General features: G+C 67.9%; 19 protein-coding genes and 1 pseudogene. 13 read left to right on the top strand and 7 right to left on the bottom strand.

The annotated features are described in order from the left end of the window. Positions 1–116 precede the first annotated feature (116 nt). The 4 genes from ABZ942_RS25125 to ABZ942_RS25110 all read left to right on the top strand — a co-directional run bounded on the left by ABZ942_RS25125 (position 117) and on the right by ABZ942_RS25110 (position 2,608). A complete protein-coding gene (locus ABZ942_RS25125; protein WP_357385961.1) occupies positions 117–581 on the top strand; it encodes a cupin domain-containing protein in 465 nt (154 codons plus the stop codon). Beyond that, positions 578–1,756, top strand: coding sequence for a PLP-dependent aminotransferase family protein (locus ABZ942_RS25120; RefSeq protein WP_357385959.1), 1,179 nt, complete (start codon positions 578–580; stop codon positions 1,754–1,756). Before ABZ942_RS25125 ends, ABZ942_RS25120 begins: the two co-directional genes overlap by 4 nt. Beyond that, positions 1,753–2,142, top strand: coding sequence for a hypothetical protein (locus ABZ942_RS25115; RefSeq protein ID WP_357385957.1), 390 nt, complete (start codon positions 1,753–1,755; stop codon positions 2,140–2,142). Before ABZ942_RS25120 ends, ABZ942_RS25115 begins: the two co-directional genes overlap by 4 nt. Before the next feature lie 64 nt (positions 2,143–2,206). Further along, entirely contained in the window at positions 2,207–2,608 is a 402-nt protein-coding gene (locus ABZ942_RS25110) for a YccF domain-containing protein (RefSeq protein WP_357385955.1), read from the top strand. Positions 2,609–2,621: 13 nt separating this feature from the next. On the opposite strand, the gene ABZ942_RS25105 is transcribed toward ABZ942_RS25110, so the two are convergent. Continuing rightward, positions 2,622–3,059: a MarR family transcriptional regulator gene (locus ABZ942_RS25105; protein ID WP_357385953.1), complete on the bottom strand. Its 438-nt coding sequence runs from the start codon at positions 3,057–3,059 to the stop codon at positions 2,622–2,624. Positions 3,060–3,121: 62 nt separating this feature from the next. Between ABZ942_RS25105 and ABZ942_RS25100 the strand changes: the two genes are divergently transcribed. Continuing rightward, positions 3,122–3,361, top strand: coding sequence for a DUF2530 domain-containing protein (locus ABZ942_RS25100; RefSeq protein WP_357385951.1), 240 nt, complete (start codon positions 3,122–3,124; stop codon positions 3,359–3,361). A gap of 14 nt (positions 3,362–3,375) precedes the next feature. On the opposite strand, the gene ABZ942_RS25095 is transcribed toward ABZ942_RS25100, so the two are convergent. Continuing rightward, on the bottom strand, positions 3,376–5,433 hold the full coding sequence (locus ABZ942_RS25095) for a neutral/alkaline ceramidase (RefSeq protein ID WP_357385949.1): 2,058 nt from the start codon (positions 5,431–5,433) through the stop codon (positions 3,376–3,378). Between the two features lie 125 nt (positions 5,434–5,558). Here ABZ942_RS25095 and ABZ942_RS25090 point away from each other — a divergent pair, with 125 nt between their 5' ends. Beyond that, positions 5,559–6,173, top strand: a complete 615-nt coding sequence (locus ABZ942_RS25090; RefSeq protein ID WP_357385947.1) for a TetR/AcrR family transcriptional regulator — start codon at positions 5,559–5,561, stop codon at positions 6,171–6,173. A gap of 39 nt (positions 6,174–6,212) precedes the next feature. Here ABZ942_RS25090 and ABZ942_RS25085 read toward each other — a convergent pair whose 3' ends face one another. Both ABZ942_RS25085 and ABZ942_RS25080 read right to left on the bottom strand, forming a co-directional pair. Continuing rightward, the gene (locus tag ABZ942_RS25085; RefSeq protein WP_357385945.1) at positions 6,213–9,218 is read right to left on the bottom strand and encodes an ATP-binding protein; all 3,006 of its coding nucleotides are present in this window, start codon (positions 9,216–9,218) and stop codon (positions 6,213–6,215) included. Positions 9,219–9,937: 719 nt separating this feature from the next. Beyond that, positions 9,938–10,672 (bottom strand): annotated as a pseudogene (locus ABZ942_RS25080) (DUF3027 domain-containing protein); the annotation flags it as partial. Between the two features lie 17 nt (positions 10,673–10,689). On the opposite strand from ABZ942_RS25080, the gene ABZ942_RS25075 reads away from it, so the two are divergent. From ABZ942_RS25075 to ABZ942_RS25065, 3 genes are all read left to right on the top strand, one after another. Beyond that, entirely contained in the window at positions 10,690–11,475 is a 786-nt protein-coding gene (locus ABZ942_RS25075) for a glutaminyl-peptide cyclotransferase (RefSeq protein WP_357385943.1), read from the top strand. Positions 11,476–11,623: 148 nt separating this feature from the next. Then, positions 11,624–13,591, top strand: a complete 1,968-nt coding sequence (locus tag ABZ942_RS25070) for an MFS transporter (protein ID WP_357385941.1) — start codon at positions 11,624–11,626, stop codon at positions 13,589–13,591. Positions 13,592–13,655: 64 nt separating this feature from the next. Continuing rightward, on the top strand, positions 13,656–14,168 hold the full coding sequence (locus ABZ942_RS25065; protein WP_357385939.1) for a DUF2771 domain-containing protein: 513 nt from the start codon (positions 13,656–13,658) through the stop codon (positions 14,166–14,168). A gap of 237 nt (positions 14,169–14,405) precedes the next feature. Here ABZ942_RS25065 and ABZ942_RS25060 read toward each other — a convergent pair whose 3' ends face one another. Next, a complete protein-coding gene (locus tag ABZ942_RS25060) occupies positions 14,406–14,837 on the bottom strand; it encodes a cold-shock protein (protein WP_357386810.1) in 432 nt (143 codons plus the stop codon). 202 nt (positions 14,838–15,039) lie between these two features. Here ABZ942_RS25060 and ABZ942_RS25055 point away from each other — a divergent pair, with 202 nt between their 5' ends. Then, complete coding sequence (locus tag ABZ942_RS25055) at positions 15,040–15,306, top strand: hypothetical protein (RefSeq protein ID WP_357385937.1); 267 nt, start codon at positions 15,040–15,042, stop codon at positions 15,304–15,306. A 454-nt stretch (positions 15,307–15,760) separates the two neighbouring features. Next, positions 15,761–16,393 (top strand): resuscitation-promoting factor Rpf1 domain-containing protein, encoded by a 633-nt coding sequence (locus tag ABZ942_RS25050; protein WP_357385935.1) that lies wholly within the window; start codon positions 15,761–15,763, stop codon positions 16,391–16,393. A 74-nt stretch (positions 16,394–16,467) separates the two neighbouring features. Here the strand turns inward: ABZ942_RS25050 and ABZ942_RS25045 are convergent, their stop codons facing one another. After that, positions 16,468–16,656: a hypothetical protein gene (locus ABZ942_RS25045; RefSeq protein ID WP_040731009.1), complete on the bottom strand. Its 189-nt coding sequence runs from the start codon at positions 16,654–16,656 to the stop codon at positions 16,468–16,470. A 215-nt stretch (positions 16,657–16,871) separates the two neighbouring features. On the opposite strand from ABZ942_RS25045, the gene ABZ942_RS25040 reads away from it, so the two are divergent. Next, positions 16,872–19,166: a helicase-associated domain-containing protein gene (locus tag ABZ942_RS25040; protein WP_357385933.1), complete on the top strand. Its 2,295-nt coding sequence runs from the start codon at positions 16,872–16,874 to the stop codon at positions 19,164–19,166. Here ABZ942_RS25040 and ABZ942_RS25035 read toward each other — a convergent pair whose 3' ends face one another. Then, positions 19,167–19,670, bottom strand: coding sequence for a hypothetical protein (locus ABZ942_RS25035; RefSeq protein WP_357385931.1), 504 nt, complete (start codon positions 19,668–19,670; stop codon positions 19,167–19,169). A 300-nt stretch (positions 19,671–19,970) separates the two neighbouring features. Here ABZ942_RS25035 and ABZ942_RS25030 point away from each other — a divergent pair, with 300 nt between their 5' ends. Further along, a complete protein-coding gene (locus tag ABZ942_RS25030; protein WP_357385929.1) occupies positions 19,971–20,786 on the top strand; it encodes a hypothetical protein in 816 nt (271 codons plus the stop codon). The last annotated feature ends 683 nt before the right edge of the window (positions 20,787–21,469 follow it).

The raw sequence follows: 21,469 nt of genomic DNA, 5'->3' as shown, positions 1-21,469 counted from the left end.
ATCGACGGGCGGAGACGCGCCGGAGAATGCTGGATGAACTCGGTTTCTGGATTAGTTCCGCACGGTACCAATCCCTTAAGTTCAGCTACATCCGACCGAACAGTATGGGGTAGCTGATGATTGACACTCCGAGAGCAGTACGAGTAGTCGCCGCAACCGATGTCGCGAACGAGATCGGCAGGCAAGGGCAGCATCTCGTCCCATATATCACTCGGGAAATAGCTGGGAGTCAACGTATTTCGGCCGGAATGGTGAATATGCCGCCCGGGAAGGTGTCCAAGGCGCACTACCACGCGCACAGCGAGATCATCGTCATCTGCCTGCGCGGCCGTGCGGCGACGTTGGCCGGCCCGGATCTGACGCCCCACCCGCACGGCCCCGGGGAGTTCGTGTACATCCCTGAGGGGGTGGTGCATGCCGCGGTAAACCTCAGTGACACAGAGGATCTCGTCGCGGTGGAGATGCGCACGGATCCGATGTTCAACGACGACGTGGTGCTGACCCCGGAGCACGACCGTGCTGTCGCGGACGCGGTCGCCCGGCTGCGACGTGAGCTGGCGACGGTGGGCGCGGGTCTGTGACAGCCGTCATCAGTCGCGGCGCCGCCGCGGTGCGCAGCGGGCCGATCGACGATATCTTCACGACGCTGGCCCTGCGGCCGGAGGTGATCTCGTTCGCCGTCGGCGCGCCGGATCCGGCCTTGCTGCCTGGCGAGTTGGTGGCCACGCTAGCCGCCGATGTCGTTGCCGAATACGGGACTTCGGCCCTGCAGTACGGGATGACCCGGGGCTTTCCGCCCTTGCTCGACCAGGCACAGTTGCTGCTGCGGGAACGGGGGATCACCGCCCCGGCGGGGCTGACGCATATCGCCACGGGCGGCTCGGGCGCCCTGCACAGCGCGTGCATGGCGCTACTCGATCCAGGCGCGGTGGTGCTGGTGGAGACTCCGACCTACGGGCCCGCGGTGAAGGTGTTCCGCAGTCACGGGGCAGTCGTCTCCGGCGTCGAGTCGGATGACGAGGGCATCCTGCCCGCGGCACTGGATGCCGCACTGACCCGTCAGGAGGTGGCAATGGTCTATCTGCTGCCGACCTTCCAGAACCCGACCGGGCGAACCATGTCGGCCGTGCGCCGCAGGCAGATCGCCGAAGTTGTTGTGCGACACGGTGCGACGGTGGTGGAGGACGACGTCTATGTCGACCTCAGGTATCAGGGCGACCCGCTGCCCGCTTTCTGGTCCTACGCACCACACAACACCGTCTACATCACGTCACTGTCGAAAACCGTTGCCCCAGCACTGCGCACCGGCATCGCGGTGCTGCCGGAGCACCTGCTGGAACATGTGCTCGCGTTGAAGCAAGGCATCGATATGCAGACCTCGACCTTCAACCAGGCGATTGCCGCGGCCTTCCTGCGCAGCGCGGACGGTACCGCCCATCTGGCGCGAGCAATCGAGAGTTACGCAGCGAAGCTGGCCGCGCTCACCGCGGCGTTGCGCGGGCACCTGCCGGCCGGATTCTCGTGGACCGAGCCCGAGGGCGGAATGTTCGTATGGGTCGAGGGGCCTGAGGATTTCGACGCCGAGCTCGTGCTCGGCCGGGCGCTGGACGCCGGCGTCGCCTTCCTGCCGGGCAGCATGTTCTACGCCGCGGCGGACGCACCACGCAACAGCATCCGGCTGAGTTTCGCGAACGTATCCCACGCCGAGATCGAGCGTGGCATAACGATATTGGCCGACCTGTGCGCGACGCGATGAGCATCGTCGGAGTGTGGGAGGTGCGCGCCGACGATGCCCCGTTCGCGCACCACGTCATGATGTTCCACGCGGACGGCACGATGCTCCAGTCGAATCCGGATCACGGCAACCGGAACACCAGCGACAGCAATGGCATGGGCACTTGGCAGGCGGATGGCACGACGGTGTCGGGCGCGTTCATCGAGTTCACCGTCGACCGCGCGCATCCGGAATCGATCTGCCGGGGTGTTGTGCGATTCGAGGTGACCGTGCGTGACGACGAGTTCCTCGGCTCGGCGAGTGCGATGTTCTACGACCTGGACGGAACGCCCTGTCGCGGTCCGCTTGTGACGGACCTCACCGGTCGAAGGTTCGACGCCCGCTCGTCGTTGTCGGCGGCTGGGTAAGCGGGTTCTGGGCTAGGGGGAAACCCTGATGCCCAGTTCTCGGTCCGGCTGGCACCATGTGCATATGGCGCCGATTCGTTTGATCCTCAACGTCCTGTGGCTCGTGTTCGTCGGGATATGGATGGCGCTCGGCTACATCCTGGCCGGGATCATCTGCTGCATCCTGATCATCACCATCCCGTGGGGCATCGCGTCGTTCCGGATCGCGGCCTACGCGCTGTGGCCGTTCGGCCGGACCACGGTGGAGAAGCCGGGTGCGGGCGCGGGATCGCTGGTCGGCAACATCATCTGGGTGATCGTGGCCGGCTGGTGGCTCGCCCTCGGCCACCTGCTGACCAGCATTCCGCTGTTCATCTCGATCATCGGAATCCCGTTCGGCTGGGCCAATTTGAAGCTCATCCCGCTGTCGCTGTTCCCGCTGGGGCGCGACATCGTGGACAGTGACCAGCCGTTCGGCGCGCGCTAGGGGTTGAAACAGCTCATTCGGATTCGGCAACGATCTGCTTCATGATGCCGACAGCACGGGTGAGCACCACGATTTGCTCTTCGGTGAGGTTGGAGAGCTGATCGGTCATCCAGGCCTCGCGGGCGTGCGTCTCGTCGGCGATGAGCGCGCTGCCCGCCTCGGACAGCGAGACGATGATCTGGCGGCCGTCGGTCGGGTGCGGCTTGCGTTCGACCATGCCCAGGTCGGTGAGCGAGGCGATCACACGCGTCATCGACGGCGGTTGCACGCGTTCTCTGGCGGCCAGCGCCCCTGGTGTCATCGCGCCGTCGCGCGCCAGGGTCGCGAGGGCGGAGAGCTGAGTCAGCGAAATCTGGGAGTCGGCGCGGCGGCCGCGCAGATGACGCGTCAGTCGAACCACTGCCAGTGAGAGCTCACCGGCGAGGGCTCGAACATCGGATGGCGTTGTCACAGAGCTGAACGATACGGGACGGGTGCGCGTCGGACGCGCGTTCTCGCAGCTACGCTGGTGCCGTGACTGAGAAAGTGCCGCAGATCCCGCCGCGGCTGACCGATCCGCGCCCGGTGCTCGCGGTCGGCAGTGCGCTGTGGCTGGTGGCCACCCTGGTGGTGTGGGCCAGCGGTGACCGATGGGCATCGGTGCTGCCGGTCTGCCTGATGGGCCTGGTGGTCGGCGTGCTCGCGCTCGGGATCTTCCTGATCCAGCGGCGCGGGGCGCGCCGCGGCGACAAGGGCGCGCAGACCGGGCTGTAGACCTCGCACCGGCGTCAGCCGACCTCGAAGTCGTTGGTAGTACCGGTGAACGGATGCAGCACGCCGTCGGGGCTCAGGCTGTCGGCGTAGTGCTGGAACCGATACCGCCCCGGCGTCGCGTCGGCGGGGATGTCCCAGGTGAACCGCGCCACGGATTCGGCAGCGCCGCGCTTGCTCCAGAAGAACTTCACCGCCCATTCGCCCTCGTTGGCCTCCCGCACCCACTCCCCCGACGCATGCTGCCGCTGCACTTCCAGGAAGGTGCTGTTGCGGCGGGTGTTGTGTTTCGGGTGGGCGGAAACGAATTCGGCGGCGACCTGGGTGCCGCGGGCACAGGCCGGGGCGGGCTGGGTCAAAACGTCGCCGAAGTTGCGGCCGGGCGGAGTGGTGTCCGGGCCCGCGCCCGGTTGGAAGTTCGGCTGCAGGTTGGACACGTCGCGCGGGGCCGGGCCGCGCGGGACGAGCCGACGGGCGGCGAATGCCGTTGCCAGCCGGGTGAATTCCTGCTGATAGGCGCAGAGTGTGTAGCGGCCGAACATGGTCGAGGCGCCCTCGTACTGCTGCGAGTCGTATTCCTCAGGGGTGGTGACGTATTCGTGGTAGGCGTTCGCGTAGCCCTGCATCAGCACCTGCTCCAGCGGCACGCCGAGCGCGTCCGCGACCGCGCGGCGCACCCGCAGCCCAGAGGTGATGGTGAATTCGCCACCGGCGGCGGCCAAGTAGAGCTCGCCGAGCCGAACGATCTGAATCGGCAGCACATTCGGAATCCACGCCACCGGTGGCATCAGGCCGAGCGGCGCGGCAATGGCCTTGGGCGCCTGGGCATCCGCGAGCCAGGCAGGCGTCGGGGTGTTGGCGCCGCCGAGTGCGTCCAGGAAGGGATTGCGCACACCCTCCGGGATGGGCGCGCCGGGGAAACCCGGTCCGTCCTCGACGCTGCCCGCGATGAGCGAGACGCCCGCAGCTGCGGTCGCGGTGTGCCTCGGCTGCCCGTCGGGGGTGAATCGGCCGTCGACGGCGATGTCGGCCAGGTCGATGTAACAGAGCATCGAGTCGATCGGTCCGCCCATCGACCGCGCCTGGGCCAGCGCGTCTTTCGACGCCTGGTACTGGCGTTCGCCGATGATGCGGGTGTTGTCGAACTCGTTCTCGGTGGGGCCGGAGCCGGGGCGCAGGTTCAGGTTCGGGGACATGTCGCCCGCGTTGGTCTGCGCGAAGGCGGCCACGAAATCCGGTGCGCCGTCGAGGTAGCGGACGCCGTGCTCGATGTGCTCGTAGGAGAACGACGCGTAACCCTTGTTGTCCGCGCTGATCAGCCGGTTCTCGTTGGTCATCGAGGTGCAGTGGGTGGAGAACCAGGTGATGGCGCCGACCGGCCGGCCACCCTTGACCAGGGACAGCGCCGTCACCGCGGGGTCGATAGCCTCGGGAAAGTGTTGTTTGTCGGCAACGGGATTGAGCTCCCAGGCCACCCGCGACCGGTTGACGCTCGCGTCGTGCAGCTCGCCGTGCCCGAGCGCGAGCGAGCCGGGGCCGAGGTCGGCGTCGGCGGCCGCGATGGCCTCCACGATGCCGTTGACCTCCGCGTCGTACACCTGCTGCTGAAAACCCAAGATGGACAGGTTGTATGCGTAATCGTTACTGGAGCCGCCGCAGGTCGCGTGCGAGTGCGTCGAGGTGAGCACCAGGTTCTGCTCGGTGTACCGATCGCCGAACCGGCGGGCCAGCTCCGCTAGCACGCCGCGGTGCACGGACTGGAAGATCATGCCGTTCTCGGCGACCACGAAAACCACGCGCTGTCCGGCGCTGCCGATGATGAACGCCCTGGCCCTCGGACGCAGGTGAATACCGGCCGTCTGCTGCTCGAGCTGGGAATAACCCATCATTCCGCATTCCGCGGCGGGGCCGGTGATGTCGGAAATCCCGACACCGATCTCATAGCCACCGGAACCAGGGGCGGCCGCGGCCGGTGCGCCGAGCGGGCCGGACATGGCGGGCACCGCCGCCGCGGCGGCCAGCGTCGCCGAACCGACAACGGTTCGGGCAAGAACGGTTCTGCGCGACAGCGGCATACGCGTCTCCTTCGATCCTGATGGCAGCGAACCATACAACTGGTCACTCGTCCAGTCGAGATTTTTCTACCGGCGAATTGACTGCACGCTCCCTGGGCGCTTAACTCCCTGGGGTGTCCTCCCGATTGAGCGTCGAAGAAAGACGGGCCCACCTTATCGAGGCCGCTATCGGTCTTGCCGAAAAAAAGGGCGTTGCGGGCGTGACCACGCGCGATGTCGCCCAAGCGGCGGGCGTCTCGCTTGGTGTGGTGCATTACTGTTTCGAAAACAAGGACGCGCTGATGACCGAGCTGGTCAAGGCGTTGTCGATGGAATTACGTGATTCTGTCGACGCCAATGAAACGGTATGGCAAGACGTCGGAAGTGGAAAAGAAGCACTTCAAAAATTGATCCGGGCCGGACTGGAACTGATGTGGCTGAACATAGAGGCCACTCCGGAACGTCAGCTGCTCACTTACGAAACCACCACTTACGCGCTGCGCGAGGGTGAGCAAACTCCGGCGAAACTCGCGATCGCCCGCGAGCAGTACAACTTCAACGACTCCACCGTCGCCGACATCCTGGAACACGCGCGCGACGCGACCGCGAACCAGTGGTCGGTGCCGCTGCAGTCGTTGAGCCGATTCACCCTCAATGTGATCGACGGAGTCGTGCTGCGCTGGCTGGTGGACAACGACAGCGAGAGCGTGCGTTCGCAGCTCGATCTGCTCAGCCAGATGATCGCCGAGTACGCGGCATAACAGCTGCGGCACAGTCGGATTCGCCGGTTCCCCGGAAAACTACTGCTGCACCCTGAAGTGCACGGTGTCGCCCTCGCGCCACCAGGGAACCGAAGCGGTGATGTCGATCGCGCCGGACAGGCGCACCGTCAGATCATCGTGCAGCACCAGGTCGCCGACCTGCGGTGGCAACGAGAAGAGTTGTCGCAGTACGACTCCCAGTGGCTCGGCGGACCAGGTGGTACGACGGCCCGTGGTCAGGACCTCGGCGGTGACGGACTCGGAGACCAGCGGCAGGTCGAGCAGGGTCGCCAAGGCGGGCGCGGTGTCGATGTCGCCCGCTACCAGGCGATCCGGCGGGATAGCGAAGCCGAACCATGGCTGATCGAGAATGAAAGCCTGCGCCGGATCGACGACGGCACCGGACAGTGCGCGCACTCGATCGGGCAGGTCGAGATCACCGAGATCCAGCTGCTCCGCGGCGACGGCTCCGGCCAACCTCGCGTGCGTACGCGAAACCACCTCGGGAGTAGGCGTTTTCGACGGATCGGCGAGCGCGTTGAGCAGGGCCGCGGCCAGCTGGGGGGTGAGCACGGCCGGGTCGGCCAATATCGCGCGCATGGCAGTCGCGTCGTCGGCGAGACCGGGGACCGTGAATGTCGGCAGCAGCTCGGCGAATTCGGTGTCCGACGGGTGCCGGAGCACACCGAGCGGCGTACCGTCGATGCGCGCATTGGTACGCAACCACCAGGCGGTGTAACCGTCGCGGTCGGTGAGCAGACGGCGAGTGAGCGGCGCGGAAGCCAACTGCCACAACGCCTCCGGCCATGCGGCATCGTCCACCAGGTCGAGATCGCGGATCGCGGCGAATTCCGGCGGATCGTCCGACAGCGTCGACCACCAGCGGTCTTCGTCGTCCAGATCGTGGTCCGGTCCGGTCGGATCGGACTCGGCGACCACGGTGAAGTCCCAGCCGACACCGATGGCCCGCAGCGCCTGCGCGCCATAGCCTTCCACCACGGCAGGGTCGATCGCGGTGAACGGTGAATCCTCGATCAGCAGCTCACGCAGCGGCGCGTCCGGCAGCAGCAGCTCGTCGGCCGGGCGCAATTCGCCGTTGACGTCGGGCAATTCGATCAGGCTCAGCCAGGACGGGAGCGCGGTCGGCTCGGCGAACACGGCCAGGCGCAGGACCGCGTCGATGGTGTCCGCGTCCTCCGGGTGATCTTCCAGCTCGGCGCGTAGATCGGGTTCACTCAACAGATCTTCGGCAGTCGCGGAACGGGCGCCGAGTCTGGCCAGCAGCGGATGCGCGGCCTCCGGATGCACCAGCCTGGCCCAATGCACCGGAATCGCGACCTCGAGCTGATCATCGAGCACGGTCGTCCGCGGACCGGTCACCAACCGCCCGTCGGCCAGCGGAACCGCAAGCGCCCCAAGCTCTTCGGCGGCCAGCGGATCCACCACGAACGGCTCCAGCGCCTCGTACAGCGAATACCACCAGTGCGGTGCCCGCTGCAGACCGCTCGACACCTCCGCCAGCCGCGCCAGTCCGAGTCGATGCACATCCAGCACGCCGAGTGCCTCGGAATGCCCGCTGCCGGACAACTCCGGAATCACCAACAGGCCGACCACATCGTCGAGCAGGCGCGCCAATTCCTCGGTCAGTCCGGTGAGCGCACTCGCCCGCGTCGGCACGGCTACATCGACCGACTCGGTGGCCGATACGTCGAACAAGTCTGCGCCACCGAGCACTTCGGCAGCCGCACGGTCGGCCGACTCATCGGGCCACGCCGGTCCAGCACCGCTCTCTGGCGGATACGGATCACCCGCGGCGTCGAACAACCCTTGGTCGACCGGAGATTCGGCAGGCGCGGACTGATGCCCGCTGGGCGCTGTGGGCCGGCCGCCTTGCGGCACTGGGTCATACAGGCCCCCAGTCGGGTCCTCAGCCGCCTGGTCGCCCGCATCGGCGGTCACGGGACGCGCGACCACGATCGGCAGCCAGGGGTGGGTCTGGAGCTCTCGGACGAGAGCCTCGCGGAGCAGGCCGTCGGCCTCGCTGCGGGCGAAGGCGGGGGTGGGGACCAGGACCAGGCGGTCGCGGGGCGGCAGGGCGCGGGCGAAATCCGCGTAACCGAGGGCTAATTCGGTGAGGCGGGCGCCGGGGAGGAGCCGGCGGCGGTCCGGCTGCATGGCGATGTCGGCGATCAGCAGGGCCGGCAGGGACAGTTCCTCGTCGGAGCGGGTCGGCGCGCGCAGCACATCCGGGGCGGCGGCGGTGGGCCTGCCGTTGCGGAGCGGGAGGAGCCAGCGGGCGTGCGGTGCGCGGTACTGCCACCAGGCCCGGTGCGCGTCGTCGGGACCGTCGACGCGGATCTCCTGCAGGTCGTTGCCGAGATCGGTGGTGGTGCTGGTGAATTCCGCGGTATCGATCGTGATGTGCTGCAGTGCGGGCAGTTCCAGCAACAGGTCGATGGCTTCCGCGTGCATACCCGCGAGCAGTGCGTCGGCGTCCACGTCCGGGCGCAGGCGCAGCACGACTTCGGTGTCGAAGCCGTCCATCGGCGCGGTCTCGGACGGCCAGGCCATCCGCAGCACCGGCGGCGCGAACCCGTCCGCAGTGTCGCCGGCCGAGCTGTCGGGGATACGGATGTCGTGCTGCCGCAGCGCATCCCAGGTCAAATCGCGAGAAAATACGAGCGAGCCGGTGGCCGAACGCAGTTCGATCTCGTCACTGACCGAGAGCACCGCGGTGAAGCCGACACCGAACCGGCCGACGGCCGTGACCTCCGACTTCCCGGACGCCCGCAGCGCGGTGAGCGCGTGCACGCCGGAAAGATCCAGCGGCGCACCAGTATTGGCGATATGCAGGGCGTCGCCAACCAGCCGCACCACCAGCCGACCAGCGACACCAGCCTTGGCTGCGGCATCCGCCGCGTTCTGGGCCAGCTCGGTCAGCAGCCGATCACGATAACCGGCGCGCACCAGATCCGCCTCGGTCGCCGCGTCCTCCCGCAACCGAGTCGGCGAATCACGCCACGCGGCAAGAACTCCCGCCCGCAACCCCGAGGTGCCGAACGGATCGGCCGTCTCGGTCAGTTCTGCGGCGATGACTCGACCGCCCGGCCATCGCCGTCAACGACCGGCTCGTCGCCTGAAGCCGCCTGCGCCGCATCCACGCCGGCGTCGGCCGGGCTGGCTGCGACTTCGGCGTCTGCCTGGCTCGCGTCGGCCGAAGGTGCAGCGATACTCGCAGTGGCCGAGCCACTTTCGTCGCCAACGTGCGCATCCGCACTCGGAGCAACAACGGAGTCACCACTATCGGCGAGCACCGCCTCTTCCACGCTCGGCTCCGCCACAACCTCGACGCTGGACTCGGCTTCCGCGGTTACCGCACCGTCCGCGGCAGACCCGGTGCTCACGGTGGCAGCGCCACCTTCGTCACCGGCTGGCACGTCCGCGTTCGCGGACACACCGTCCGACTCGACGTCCGCACTCGGCGCATCGACGACAGCCGCAGCCGATTCGACGACGCCGTTTGCTTCCGCAGTCGGCGCGACACTTACGTCCGTCGACTCGCCCTCGGCGACAGTGGCTTCGGCATTCGGAACGGCCTCGACATCCGGCACTGCCGACGCATCGATCTCGGCGGTGGGACCCTCCGCAATGGGTGCCGCGTCGACATCCGCTACCGCCGAAGCGACCTCAGCGACAGGCGCGTCCACAGATTCGGTGTCGGCCGCGGGAGTTTCCTCGACCGGTGCGGCCAGCGCTTCGGTCGGGATCATTTCCACGGCCGCGTCGTCGAACGCCTCGTACAGCGGCGAACCGCCGCCGGTGGGGGCCACGGTGTCGGAGTGGGCGCCGCAGCCGTAGGCGGCGTGCACGACATGGCCGTCGGCGCCCATGGCGTTGCCGCAGACACCGAAGGCGGCCTGCAGGGAACCGGCGAGTGGGAGGTAGAAGCCGCACAGGCCGCAGGTGGACGGGGCCGCCTTGGCCATGTCGGCGTCGGGGCCGAACTCGCCGTACCAGCGCTCGGCGGCCTCCTCGCGGCCCTCGAGGCTGAGCACCTGGGTGCGGCCGAGGCCGATCTCCAGGGCGACCTCGTCGACGGCCGGGTCGCCGTTGGCGACGTAGCCGGGCACCAGGCGCGGATCGTTCGGCGGCGGGGCGAGCAGATCACCCGGCGCCAGATCGCCGGGCCTGATCCGCTGGTCCCACGGCACGAAGTCGGGCGCGACCAGGGCGTCCGGCCCCGGCAGCAGCGCCGATTCGCTCACCGTCGCATAGTCGGCCTCCGGTGGGGCCGCCACCACGACCGCCCACTGCCAGCCGCGATAGCCGGGCAGCGTGGCCTCGAAGCGGTGGGTTGCCGCGCTGTCGTCCTCGGTAGCCACGCCGAGGTGCGCCCCGACTCCGGCTGGTTCCAACTCCAGGAGCGCACGGCGGGCCAGATCGACGGCATCGGCCAGAATCGGCCTGACACCGGACTCAGAAACAGAAACTGCGCTCACGGCCTACATTTTGCCGTATGAAACGCAATCGGCGGACGTTGGCCATCGGTGTGCTGGTCGGTCTGGTCATCTTCAGCGGGTGTGGGGCCGCGCAAGATGCGTCGCCCGCGATGAATGTCGAGGTCGTGGCCACCCGGTCGCATGATCCGCACGCATTCACTCAGGGTCTGGAAATCGATGGCAACGTGCTTTACGAAGGCACCGGCCTGCCGGGCGCGTCGAGCGTGCGGGCGACGAACCGTGACACCGGCGAGGAACTCGCCCGGGTCGATCTCCCCGCGCCGTACTTCGGCGAGGGACTGACTCGCGCCGGGGACATCCTGTGGCAACTGACCTGGCAGGACCACACGGCCTTCGCCAGGGACCCGCACACGCTGGCCGAAGTGGGCCGCGTGTCCTATGACGGCGAGGGCTGGGGCCTGTGCACCCGCCGCGGCCGGCTGGTGATGAGCAACGGCACCGACACGCTCACCTTCCGCGATCCGGTCACCTTCGCGCCGACCGGCTCGATCCGGCTCACCAGTCATCAGAACGCGCGGCTCAATGAACTCGATTGCGCCGAGGACGGTTCGGTCTACGCCAACGACTGGCCGAGCGACCACATCCTGCGCATCGATCCCGACACCGGCGAGGTGCTCGCGCAGATCAACGCGAGCGGTCTGCTGCCGCGCACGATCATCCCGACTGGGGAGGACACGCTCAACGGGATCGCCCAGATTCCCGGCACCGATCGGTTCCTGCTGGCCGGTAAGAACTGGCCGACCACCTTCGAGGTCCGCTTCGTGCCCGCCGGATCGCCGTGACTTCCCGCACAACGATTCGCATGCGATTCGCTGTGCGGGGAAGTCCGGTGACATGCACCGCCGTCTACGACGCGATGAACGTCACCTTCCGCCGACACCTTCGAGAGCGAGTGAACGCCCAGCACCGAAGTACGACAGAATTGAAGACGTGACTACTCCCCGCGAACCTTCCGGTCCCGACCGTGATCGGTGGGACGGCGCGGAGTACCCACCGATCGAACGGCACCCCGGTTTCGATCGATATCCACCACCCAACACCCCGTCCGGCCGCGGGCCGCTGCCACCGCTCGACCCCGACCGGCTGGACCCGCAGGCCCGGCGCGCCGAATCACCCGACCTCGCCGAAGCGGAGACCCGCCGACACGCCACGCCCGATCCGGCGGACGCCAAGACCCGTCGTCACGGCGCACCGCAGTGGGGAGCCCGGCGCGACGACGACCATGTGCCCGATCCAGCGGACGCCACTACCCCGCGCCGCGTCTTCCCGCATCGTCCGGAACCGCCACGTCTTCCGGAAGCGCCGCGCCACCAAGAACCGCCGCGCCCGGAGCCGAAGGCCGCGCTGCCGCCGCCCACCGCGCCGCTGCCCGAGCAGCCGGACTCCGCCGGCGAAACTCCCATTCCGCAACGTGTTCCGCGCAAACTCACGGTCACCCGCGTCGCCGCCATGCGCGGCCGCCAGCTGACCGAAAAAGGCATCGCCACCTTCCAGCGCGCGGCGAAGGCGGACGGCGCCGACAAATCCGGCCTCACCGCGCTGACCTACGCGACGATGGCGAACTTCGCCCTCGACGCCGCGGTCGCCGTCTCGCTGGCCAACACCCTGTTCTTCGCCAGCGCCACCGCGGAGAGCAAGACGAAAGTCGCGCTGTACCTGCTGATCACGATCGCCCCGTTCGCGGTGATCGCCCCGCTGATCGGCCCGATGCTCGACCGGCTGCAGCACGGGCGCCGGGTGGCGCTGGCCACCTCGTTCGCATTGCGCGCGGTGGTCGCGGTGGTGCTGATCCTCGAATTCGACAGCTGGGCGCTGTATCCGCTCGCGCTGTGCATGCTGATCGGCAGTAAATCGTTCTCGGTGCTCAAGAGCGCCGTGACGCCGCGGGTGCTGCCACCCGATATCGACCTGGTGCGCACCAACTCTCGGCTCACGGTCTTCGGTTTGGTCGGCGGCACCATCGGTGCGGGCGGGATCGCCGCGCTGGCCGCCGCGATCGCAGGCTCCAGCGGCGCACTGATCTTCGCGACGGTGATCGCGTGCGCCGGAACGTATCTCAGCCTGCGCATCCCGTCCTGGGTCGAGGTCACCGAGGGCGAGGTGCCCGCGACGCTGAGCTATCACGCGCCCACCGAGGCGCTCTCCCCGGACAAGGAAGCCGCGACGCCGCCGCGCAAACGCAGGCAGCCGCTCGGCCGCTCGGTGGTGACCTCGCTGTGGGGCAACAGCGCCATCCGGGTGCTGACCGGGTTCCTCACCTTCTATGTCGCGTTCGTGGCCAAGGCCACCGAGCACCGCCCGGCCCAGCAGGCCGCGATGCTCGGCGTGGTCGGCGCGGCGGCGGCGATCGGCAACTTCGCCGGCAATGCGACCGGCGCCAGGCTCAAGCTCGGCAAGCCGACGCTGATCGTGCTCGGTTGTACCGCGGCCTGCGCGTTGGTCGCGCTGTTCGCGACGTTCGCCAACAACCTGCTCGGTGCCGCGCTGGCCACCCTGGTCGCGGCGGGCACCAGCGCGCTGGCGAAGGTGTCGCTGGACGCCTCGATCCAGGACGATCTGCCGCCCGAGTCGATCGCGTCCGGCTTCGGCCGTTCGGAGACCGTGCTGCAGCTCAGCTGGGTCGTCGGCGGCGCGGCGGGCGTGCTGCTGCCGACCGACTACTGGAAGGGGTTCGCGGTCGTCACTGCGATACTCGTGATCGGCCTGGTGCAGACCTTCGTCAGTTACCGCGGTCATTCGCTGCTGCCCGGCCTCGGCGGAAATCGTCCGCAACACGCGGAACAGGAAGTTCCGCAGACCCGGCCGATGCCACAGACTTCGAACGCATACCGTCGACCCGGGACGAGCGGCAGCGAGACGACCCGCATCCAACGAGGAATAGGAGACCCCAGCCAGTGAGCGAGCGAACCATCGACACAGCAGCTGTGCTCACTGCGGAGCCGACTGTCCGCGGGGTGGCGGTGTGACCAAGCTCAGCCCGCGCGCGATCGGCGCGCTGATCCTTGCCGCGCTCCTAGTGGTCACCGTCGCGTTCGTCGGGGTCCTGGTGGTGCTGGTCCGCAACGCGGATGAGCACGATCCGGTGATCACCGCATACGCCCACGGCAAGACGGTGAATGTCACGCCGTACGTGTACTGCTCGGTGCGGATGGAGGACTGCCGCTACGGGCAGACCGTCGCGCTGGACGTGCCCAAGGACTACCCGCTGCAGCTGTCGCTGCCGAAGCAGATCGCCGACGCACCGTGGCTGGCGCAGCTGGTCTACGCACTGCCCAACGGTGACCGGATCGACCGCGTGATCAGCCACACCGACTTCGCGGCGGGCGTGCTGGCGGTCAGCATCGACTCGCATCCGGAACCGGACCTGCGCCTGGTCGGGGTCGAGCTGCAGCTGCCGATCCTGGCGCGGGACAAGGACACCGGCAAGGAGTTCTACCTCCCGCACGCGGCCTGGTCGATCAGCACCGCGGCCTAGGGCATACGACCGACTGGCGACGTCACTCGACAAGCCGAGCAAGCACAGCGCGAGTTTTGCGAGCGCCGTTCGCGGCCCGTCTCACGTCCGAGTGGCCGAAGCGCATGCGCCGTAGGCGCGAGTCTCGGCCGCTCGGACGGGAGGCCCACCCGTCGCCCGACCACCACCCCTGATCGAATCGCTACGCGATGCTGGCCCCTGTGGCCGCGAACACGCCGCGGCCACGCGGCCGATAATTCAGTGGTCGAGTTCGCGTGCGACCGCGCGGACGACCTCTGAAATGCGTTGCGCCGTCTTGCGATCCGGGTAACGACCCTTGCGCAGGTCCGGCTGCACCGTCGCCTCGAGCAGGGTGATCATGTCCTCGACCATCCCGTGCAGCTCGTCCGGCGTGTGCTTGCGGGCGATGGGCTCCTTGCGGACGCGCTCGCGTTCCTGACGCTCCTGCCCCTGTCGAACCGACGGCGGGGCCTCGAGCAGCTTCAGGCTCAACGCCTGCGGTCCACGACGGCCCGCGGCCATGCCGAATTCGACGCGCTGGCCCGGCTTGAGTCCCTCGACACCCTCGGGCAACGCGGACGAACGGACATAGACGTCCTCACCCTCGTCCTGGGAAAGGAAGCCGAAGCCCTTTTCGACGTCGTACCACTTCACCCTGCCGGTCGGCACTGCGCTCACCTGTTCATCATCGAAAAACTCGAACCCCACCGGCCCGAGCACATCTGTCCACGGAACCCAGTGCGGCACAACGCCGCGCACAGGTTCACGTCTGTTTGCGAAAAGAACGCGCCCAGCAGTGATGCGGGACGCGCTTGCCTACGAGTCTACCCCGGTGCCTATAACGCAAGCACATCAGTTTTACGGTCGTCCGGTGACGAACCCTTCCGCTCCACCACCGCCGCACGACGCCGAACCCTCGTCGACCGGGGGCGGGCAGCGCAGGCCGGGTGACTGGTTGCTACAGCTCGCGCTCGGCCTGTTCGCGCTGGGATTGCTGGCGATCATCGCGATCTTCCTGATCCCGGTGTTGTCCGACGGATCGCCGGGGCTGTGGCTCTACTTCGCCGCGATGCTCGCGCCGCTGGGATTCCTGGTCGCGGTGCTGTACGCGCTGCGTTCAGGTAGGCGTTCGCGCTGAGTTACCCGGTCGTCACCTGGGGATCCGACCTGGCGATAACCGCCGATCTGACCCGGAGGTCACCGATGCGCTGCGAACGGGTTACCCGAGTCTGTCGTTACCAAATCCTGGTTGTGATCCTCGTCACATAACGGAGAGGTCACGGGCCGGTGACGACCGGGCACTGGTCTGAGCGCACCGCTTCTAGCTGCAAAGAAGGACCGACCTCCGGGCCGAGACCGCACCGAGACCCGCTCGTACACGCCGGTTACCAAATGGTGATTTTTCCCGCCGATCGTCGTACCGTTCTTAGCGAGCCGGGACAACCGGCACACACCGGCCCGCCGCACCGAACCTCGCCCCGCGGGCACCGGAAACCCGACGGAAACGTAGGGGCGAGGGCGGGCATGACGACCTCTCAGTCCAGCCCATACCGATGACCTCGTAGGTGCGTCGAGAGGAAGACGAACCCGATATGAGTGGACGCCATCGCAAGCCAAGCTCCACCGGTCGCACGGTAGCCAAGGTTGCCGTGACCGGTGCGATCATGGGGACCGCAGGTGTGGCCCTCGCTGGCACCGCCAGCGCGGCACCCGACTCCGACTGGGATCGCCTCGCACAGTGTGAGGCCGGCGGTAACTGGGGCATCGATACCGGCAACAGTTTCCAAGGTGGACTGCAGTTCTCCCCGAGCACCTGGAAGGCCCACGGCGGCGGCGAGTACGCGGCCACCGCCAACCAGGCCTCCCGCGAGCAGCAGATCGCAGTGGCCGAGAAGGTTCTCGCCTCCCAAGGCTGGGGAGCCTGGCCGAGCTGCTCCTCCAAACTGGGTCTGAGCAGCGCGCCCACCCCGCGCTCCGCTCCCGCCGCCAGCGAATCCCCGCGCTGGAACCCCTCGCCCGCGCCGCAGGCCGCTCAGGCCGCGCCGGACAGCACCCAGCAGGTCTTCTCGGCCGTCGACCGCGCACTCGAGGTCGTGCAGAACCAGGGCGTCCAGGTGCCCAAGGAAGCCTTCGACTTCTTCAACGCCGCCAAGGCGAGCAACACCAAGCTCGATCCCGCCATCGTGAACTTCTACGAGGCGAACAAGGGTCTGCTGCCTTCCTGATCCACTCACGAATAAGGCCCCGCATCCTCGGATGCGGGGCCTTATTCGTATCTTCGGACTTTTCCGTCCGGAAATCAGCGGTTGATCACCGTGTTCGGGTGCATGTAAGGCAGCTGATCTGCCGGGACCGGAAACTCGGTGTCCTCACCGTACGGCGAGAGGCCACCGGAACGGGTCGACGAGAGTTCGGTGACCGCGTGGTCACCTTCGGCGACCTTCGGCCAGCCGTTGTCGACATAAGGTTTCTTCGATTTGTTCACCACAACCACATGCTAGCGGCTCGCGGTCTCGCTGACCCGTCAGGCTGGACCTAGTCGGCAAACTCTTCGCGTTGGCAAATCGACGGTTCCGAGGGCGTGCGTCAGCCGGTGTTCGACGGGCTACCGATGTGCGCTCGAAATCGATCGTGACCTGGGCATCCGCCGTGCGCCCGGCTCCGCACCGGCGGGCCACCGAGCAAGACCGTAGGCTGGATCGGATGACCGCGACCTCCCTTGCCGGATGGCTCGGTGCACGTAGTGATGCCCAGTTGGTGACACTGCTCGAACTCCGGCCTGATCTGGCTGTGCCGCTGCCCTCGTCGATGGCCGTGCTGGCCGCGCGGGCCGAGCAGCGCGCTTCCGTGCTGCGCGCCACCGATGACCTGGACACGCTCGATTTCGCGATCCTGGAAACCCTTGCGGTGCACGGGGTGACGCGGACCGAAAGCAACGGCGCTCCGTTGACCCGCGACGAGTTGCACGTGCAGCTGAACGAACGCGTGCCTGCCGCCGCGATCGAAGCGGCGATCAAGCGATTGACCGCCCGCGCACTGGTGTGGACCAGCGACGATGGGCTGCATCTGATCACGGCCGCGGTCGAGGCGCTGCCGTGGCCGATCGGCAGCACCACCGAGATCCCGGACTCGCTCACCGAACCCGAGGTCCGCGACGCGCTGCCCGAACTCACCTCGGCGGCGCGGGCCCTGCTGGACAAGCTGGCCACCACCGGTCCGCGCGGCCGCACCAGGGACGCCGCGCCGGGCACCCCGGCCGACCGCCCGGTCCAGCAGCTACTTACCCGCAGGCTGCTGAACCGGATCGACGACGAGACGGTGGAACTGCCCGTCACCGTCGGTCAGGTGCTGCGCAACGAGCCGGTCACGCATCCGCACGCGCTGACCCCACCCACCCCGAAGCCGAAGAAGCAGACCGCCGCCGACGTGAACGCGGTCGCCGCGGGCGAAGTGGGCGAACTGCTGCGGCACTGCGCCGCGATCCTGGACATCCTCGGTCAGGCGCCCGCACCCGCCTTGCGCGCAGGCGGACTCGGCGTGCGGGAGTTGCGCCGCATCGCCAAGCAGGCCGGCGTCGACGAGCCGCGAGCGGGTTTGCTGGTCGAACTGCTGGCGGCCGCGCGACTGATCGAAAAGGGTTTGCCGGACCCACCGCCGGAGGTCGACTCGACCGACGACTTCTGGGCGCCGACGCCCGCGATCGACGCCTGGCTGGAGGCTCCGCTGGCCCGGCGCTGGACCGTGCTGGCCCTTGCGTGGCTCGAATTGGACCGGATGCCATGGATGATCGGCCTGCGCGACGCCAATGACAAACCCCTCGCGGCCCTCTCGCTGGAGCTGCGCACCCCGCACGCGCCACGCGACCGGCACGCCATCCTCGGCCTGCTCGCCGAATATCCGTCCGGCAACGCGCTCACTCCGGCCGATATCGGTCGCGTGCTCGCCTGGCGACAACCACGCTGGCGCAGGCACTTTCGGCTGGAGGCGGTGGAACAGACGCTGAGCGAGGCCGAGGCGCTGGGCTTCGTCGGCCGCGGCGCGCTCGGCTCGCCGGCCCGCGCGCTGCTGCACGGCGCGCCGACCAGCGCGGCCGATGCCGAGGCGGCCATGGAGTCGGCGTTGCCCGCACCGGTCGATCACGTGCTGGTCCAGGCGGACCTGACGGTGATCGCCCCCGGCCCGCTCACCGCGGATCTGCAGCAGCGGATCGAGCTGGTCGCCGACGTCGAATCCGCCGGTGCGGCAACGGTTTACCGAATCAGCGAGACGTCGGTACGGCGCGCGCTCGATGCCGGGCTCACCGCCGCCGAACTGCACGCGCTGTTCACGAAGCACTCGCGGACCCCGATTCCGCAGGCCCTGACCTACCTGATCGACGACGTCGCCCGCAGGCACGGACAGCTGCGCGCCGGGATGGCGCAGTCGTTCCTGCGCAGCGACGACCCGGCGCTGCTGGCCCAGGTGCTGGCCGCGCCGGTGGCCGGGACGCTGGCGCTGCGGGCCATCGCGCCGACGGTAGCCATCGCCCAGGCACCACTCGGCGAGGTGCTCGAGCAGCTCCGCGCGGCCGGTTTCGCACCGGCCGGCGAGGATTCGGCGGGCATCATCGTCGATCTGCGCCAGCGCGGTGCCCGGATCTCGGCCCGGCCCAACGCCAGGCCGCCGTGGCGGCCGACGCCGCCGAGCACCGAACAGCTGGAACTGCTCGTCACCGAACTACGCGCGGCCGAACGCGCTACCAGCGCGCGCTCCGGGCAGTCGGTGCGGATGGACGGCACCCGCACCAACACCGCGGCGACCCTGGCCCTGCTGCAACTGGCCGCGCGGGTGCGGCGCTCGGTGAATATCGGCTATGTCGACGCATCCGGCGTCGCGACGCAGCGCGTGGTGGAACCACTCAAGGTCGGCAACGGCCAGCTCGACGCGCTCGACCCGGTGACGGGCGCGATCCGGCACTTCACGCTGCACCGGATCGCGTCGGTCGCCCTGCTGGAATGATCAGGCCTTGGGCTTGGCGAGGCAGAAGGTGGTCTTCGGCGCCTCGGAGATGAGGCGGAAGCTGTCCGCGTCGGCCCCGCACAGCAGCTCGTCGGCCTGGCCGTCGATCCGCTTCACCACCTTGAAGGTGGCCTCGGTGGAACCGCAGTCCACGTTCTTGACGGCGGTGCTGCTGGTCTCGTTGTAGCAGCTGCCCTGCTTGAAATTGGGCGCCAGACACAGGAAGGCGCCGCCGGTCTGGTAGCCGGAGTAGTCCGTCGCACAGTCGATCTTCTTGTCGGAGGTCTGTGCGATCTTGTAGACGGCCTGCTCCGACGAGCAGTCGACCGTCTCCGCCTTGGCGTCGGACGAGGCGCCCTTGACGATGCAGTCACCGACCTTGGCCGAGCCCGACTTGCTGTCTTCCTTGGCCGACGAACAACCGACGACCGTGACGATCACCGCCGCCACCGCTACGAGGGCAAGCACCACGCGTGCCAGCAGCCTCGCTCCTGGAAACTTCACCTGAAAACCTCTCTCACCGAACACATTCACGCCGCTCGCGAACGCGGTGAGGATACCCGGACGCCGAGTACGGCCGCATCGGCGCTACGGGTGATATCGAACTGCGGGGTAGCGCGGACTACCAGGTGCTCCACATGCCGAGGAGGGCGTATCCGAGGATGCTCGGAAGCAGACGGCCGAGCAATTGGAATCCAAAAGAGTTCACTAGCAATGCCTTTCGCGTATCACCCATAACGTGGACATTCGTCCAACACGTGAGTTCTTTCGCTTCGACAGACCGAGTCGTTACGCTTGGCCAGTATGACGCTGGACGATGTTGCCCGCGACTTGTACGGACTCGCTCCGCGCGAGTTCGTCGCTGCCCGCACGGCCCAGGTCGACGCAGCCAAGGAGGCGGGCGACAAGGAACTCGCGGCCGCCATCGGCAAACTCCGCAAACCGACGGTCACCGCGTGGACGGTGAATCTGCTGGCCCGCGAGGCGCCCGACGACGTCGAAGCGCTGCTACAACTGGGTGCGGCGCTGCGCTCGGCGCAGCGAAAACTGTCCGGCGCCGAGCTGCGCACCCTCACCGCGCAGCGGCAACAGGCAGTCAACGCCCTGGCCAAGAAGGCGGGCACGCTGGCCGCCGAGCACAAGCACCCGGTGAACGAGGGCGTGTTGCGCGAGGTCGGGCAGACACTGAACGCAGCACTGGCCGACCCAGACGTCGCCGAGCAGGTCCATTCCGGGACACTGGCCACCGCAGCAACCTACGACGGGTTCGGCCCCGCCGCCCCCGGCCTGGTCGCGGTCGAAAAGGAGGCACCCACCCCTCCTGCCCCCACCGAGAACAACCCGCGCCAGGAACTGAACGACGCTTTGGAAGCACTCGAATCCGCCCGCGCGGCAAGAGATTCAGCGCACAAAGACGCCGAGAGCACAGCAGATCAGCGGAGCGACATCGACTCTCGGATCGCCGACCTGAAAGAAGCACTCGCACAGGCCGAACAAGAGCGCCAGTTCAACCGCGCAGCCGAACGCACAGCCCAGGATCAATTGCGTTCTGCCCAAAAACAACTCGATCGAGCGCAGCGATGGGTGAAGCGGGCCCGAGAGCACATCGACGACGAATAACCTGCCCCCCTCACCCTTTGTGTAACCCGGACACTTCGCATACCGGGTGAGCGGGTCACGCGAAGAGTGGGCGGTCCCCAATTCCCCACGCGGGCAGCAGAATCGATACCCCGTGTCGAGATCGTGCACCCGGATTAGTGCCAGTGCCGGGCGGATGCCGAGAGAGGATGCGGATCCGTGGTCGAAACCGGGTACAGCAGCGCGCTGACACAGATTTGGGCTAGCCGACCGCGGCGGTGTGCTGACTGAAGCCTTTGCCGAGGCAAGCACAGCGATGGGTGGAACGCGCCCGCGAGCGCTTCGACGGCGAACAACCTGAACCACTCACCCTTTGCGTAACCCGCTCACTCTGTATACCTGGTGAGCAGGTCACACAAAGAGTGAGCGGCCGCCAATCCCCCACGCGGGCAGCAGAATCCGCACCCCGTGTCGGGGTTGTGCACCCGGACCAGGGCCAGCGCCGGGCCGATTCCGAGAGAGGGCGCGGATCCGTGGTCGAAACCGGATACAGCACCCGCCACGAGTGCCCGGCACCCCACCTCACCCAGCCAAAAGCAGAATCCGCACCCTCACTCGGGACCTGCACTGAGACTTTAGGGCCCTATTCCGAGTGCAGATCCCGAGACAGAGTGCAGATCCTCGGGCACACCGCCCCCCGGACCACCCGGCGGGCCTGATCGACC

It is taken from the genome of Nocardia sp. NPDC046473, assembly GCF_040645995.1.
Classification (GTDB): Bacteria; Actinomycetota; Actinomycetes; order Mycobacteriales; family Mycobacteriaceae; genus Nocardia.
This window is presented reverse-complemented; position numbering and strand designations above follow the sequence as displayed.

What these genes read in the sequence shown, in the direction of transcription:
- ABZ942_RS25125 (WP_357385961.1), top strand. Translation starts at nt 117, where the DNA reads ATGATTGACACTCCGAGAGCAGTACGAGTAGTCGCCGCAACCGATGTC.
- ABZ942_RS25115 (WP_357385957.1), top strand. Translation starts at nt 1,753, where the DNA reads ATGAGCATCGTCGGAGTGTGGGAGGTGCGCGCCGACGATGCCCCGTTC.
- ABZ942_RS25110 (WP_357385955.1), top strand. Translation starts at nt 2,207, where the DNA reads ATGGCGCCGATTCGTTTGATCCTCAACGTCCTGTGGCTCGTGTTCGTC.
- ABZ942_RS25095 (WP_357385949.1), bottom strand. Translation starts at nt 5,433, where the DNA reads ATGCCGCTGTCGCGCAGAACCGTTCTTGCCCGAACCGTTGTCGGTTCG.
- ABZ942_RS25075 (WP_357385943.1), top strand. Translation starts at nt 10,690, where the DNA reads ATGAAACGCAATCGGCGGACGTTGGCCATCGGTGTGCTGGTCGGTCTG.
- ABZ942_RS25050 (WP_357385935.1), top strand. Translation starts at nt 15,761, where the DNA reads ATGAGTGGACGCCATCGCAAGCCAAGCTCCACCGGTCGCACGGTAGCC.
- ABZ942_RS25040 (WP_357385933.1), top strand. Translation starts at nt 16,872, where the DNA reads ATGACCGCGACCTCCCTTGCCGGATGGCTCGGTGCACGTAGTGATGCC.
- ABZ942_RS25030 (WP_357385929.1), top strand. Translation starts at nt 19,971, where the DNA reads ATGACGCTGGACGATGTTGCCCGCGACTTGTACGGACTCGCTCCGCGC.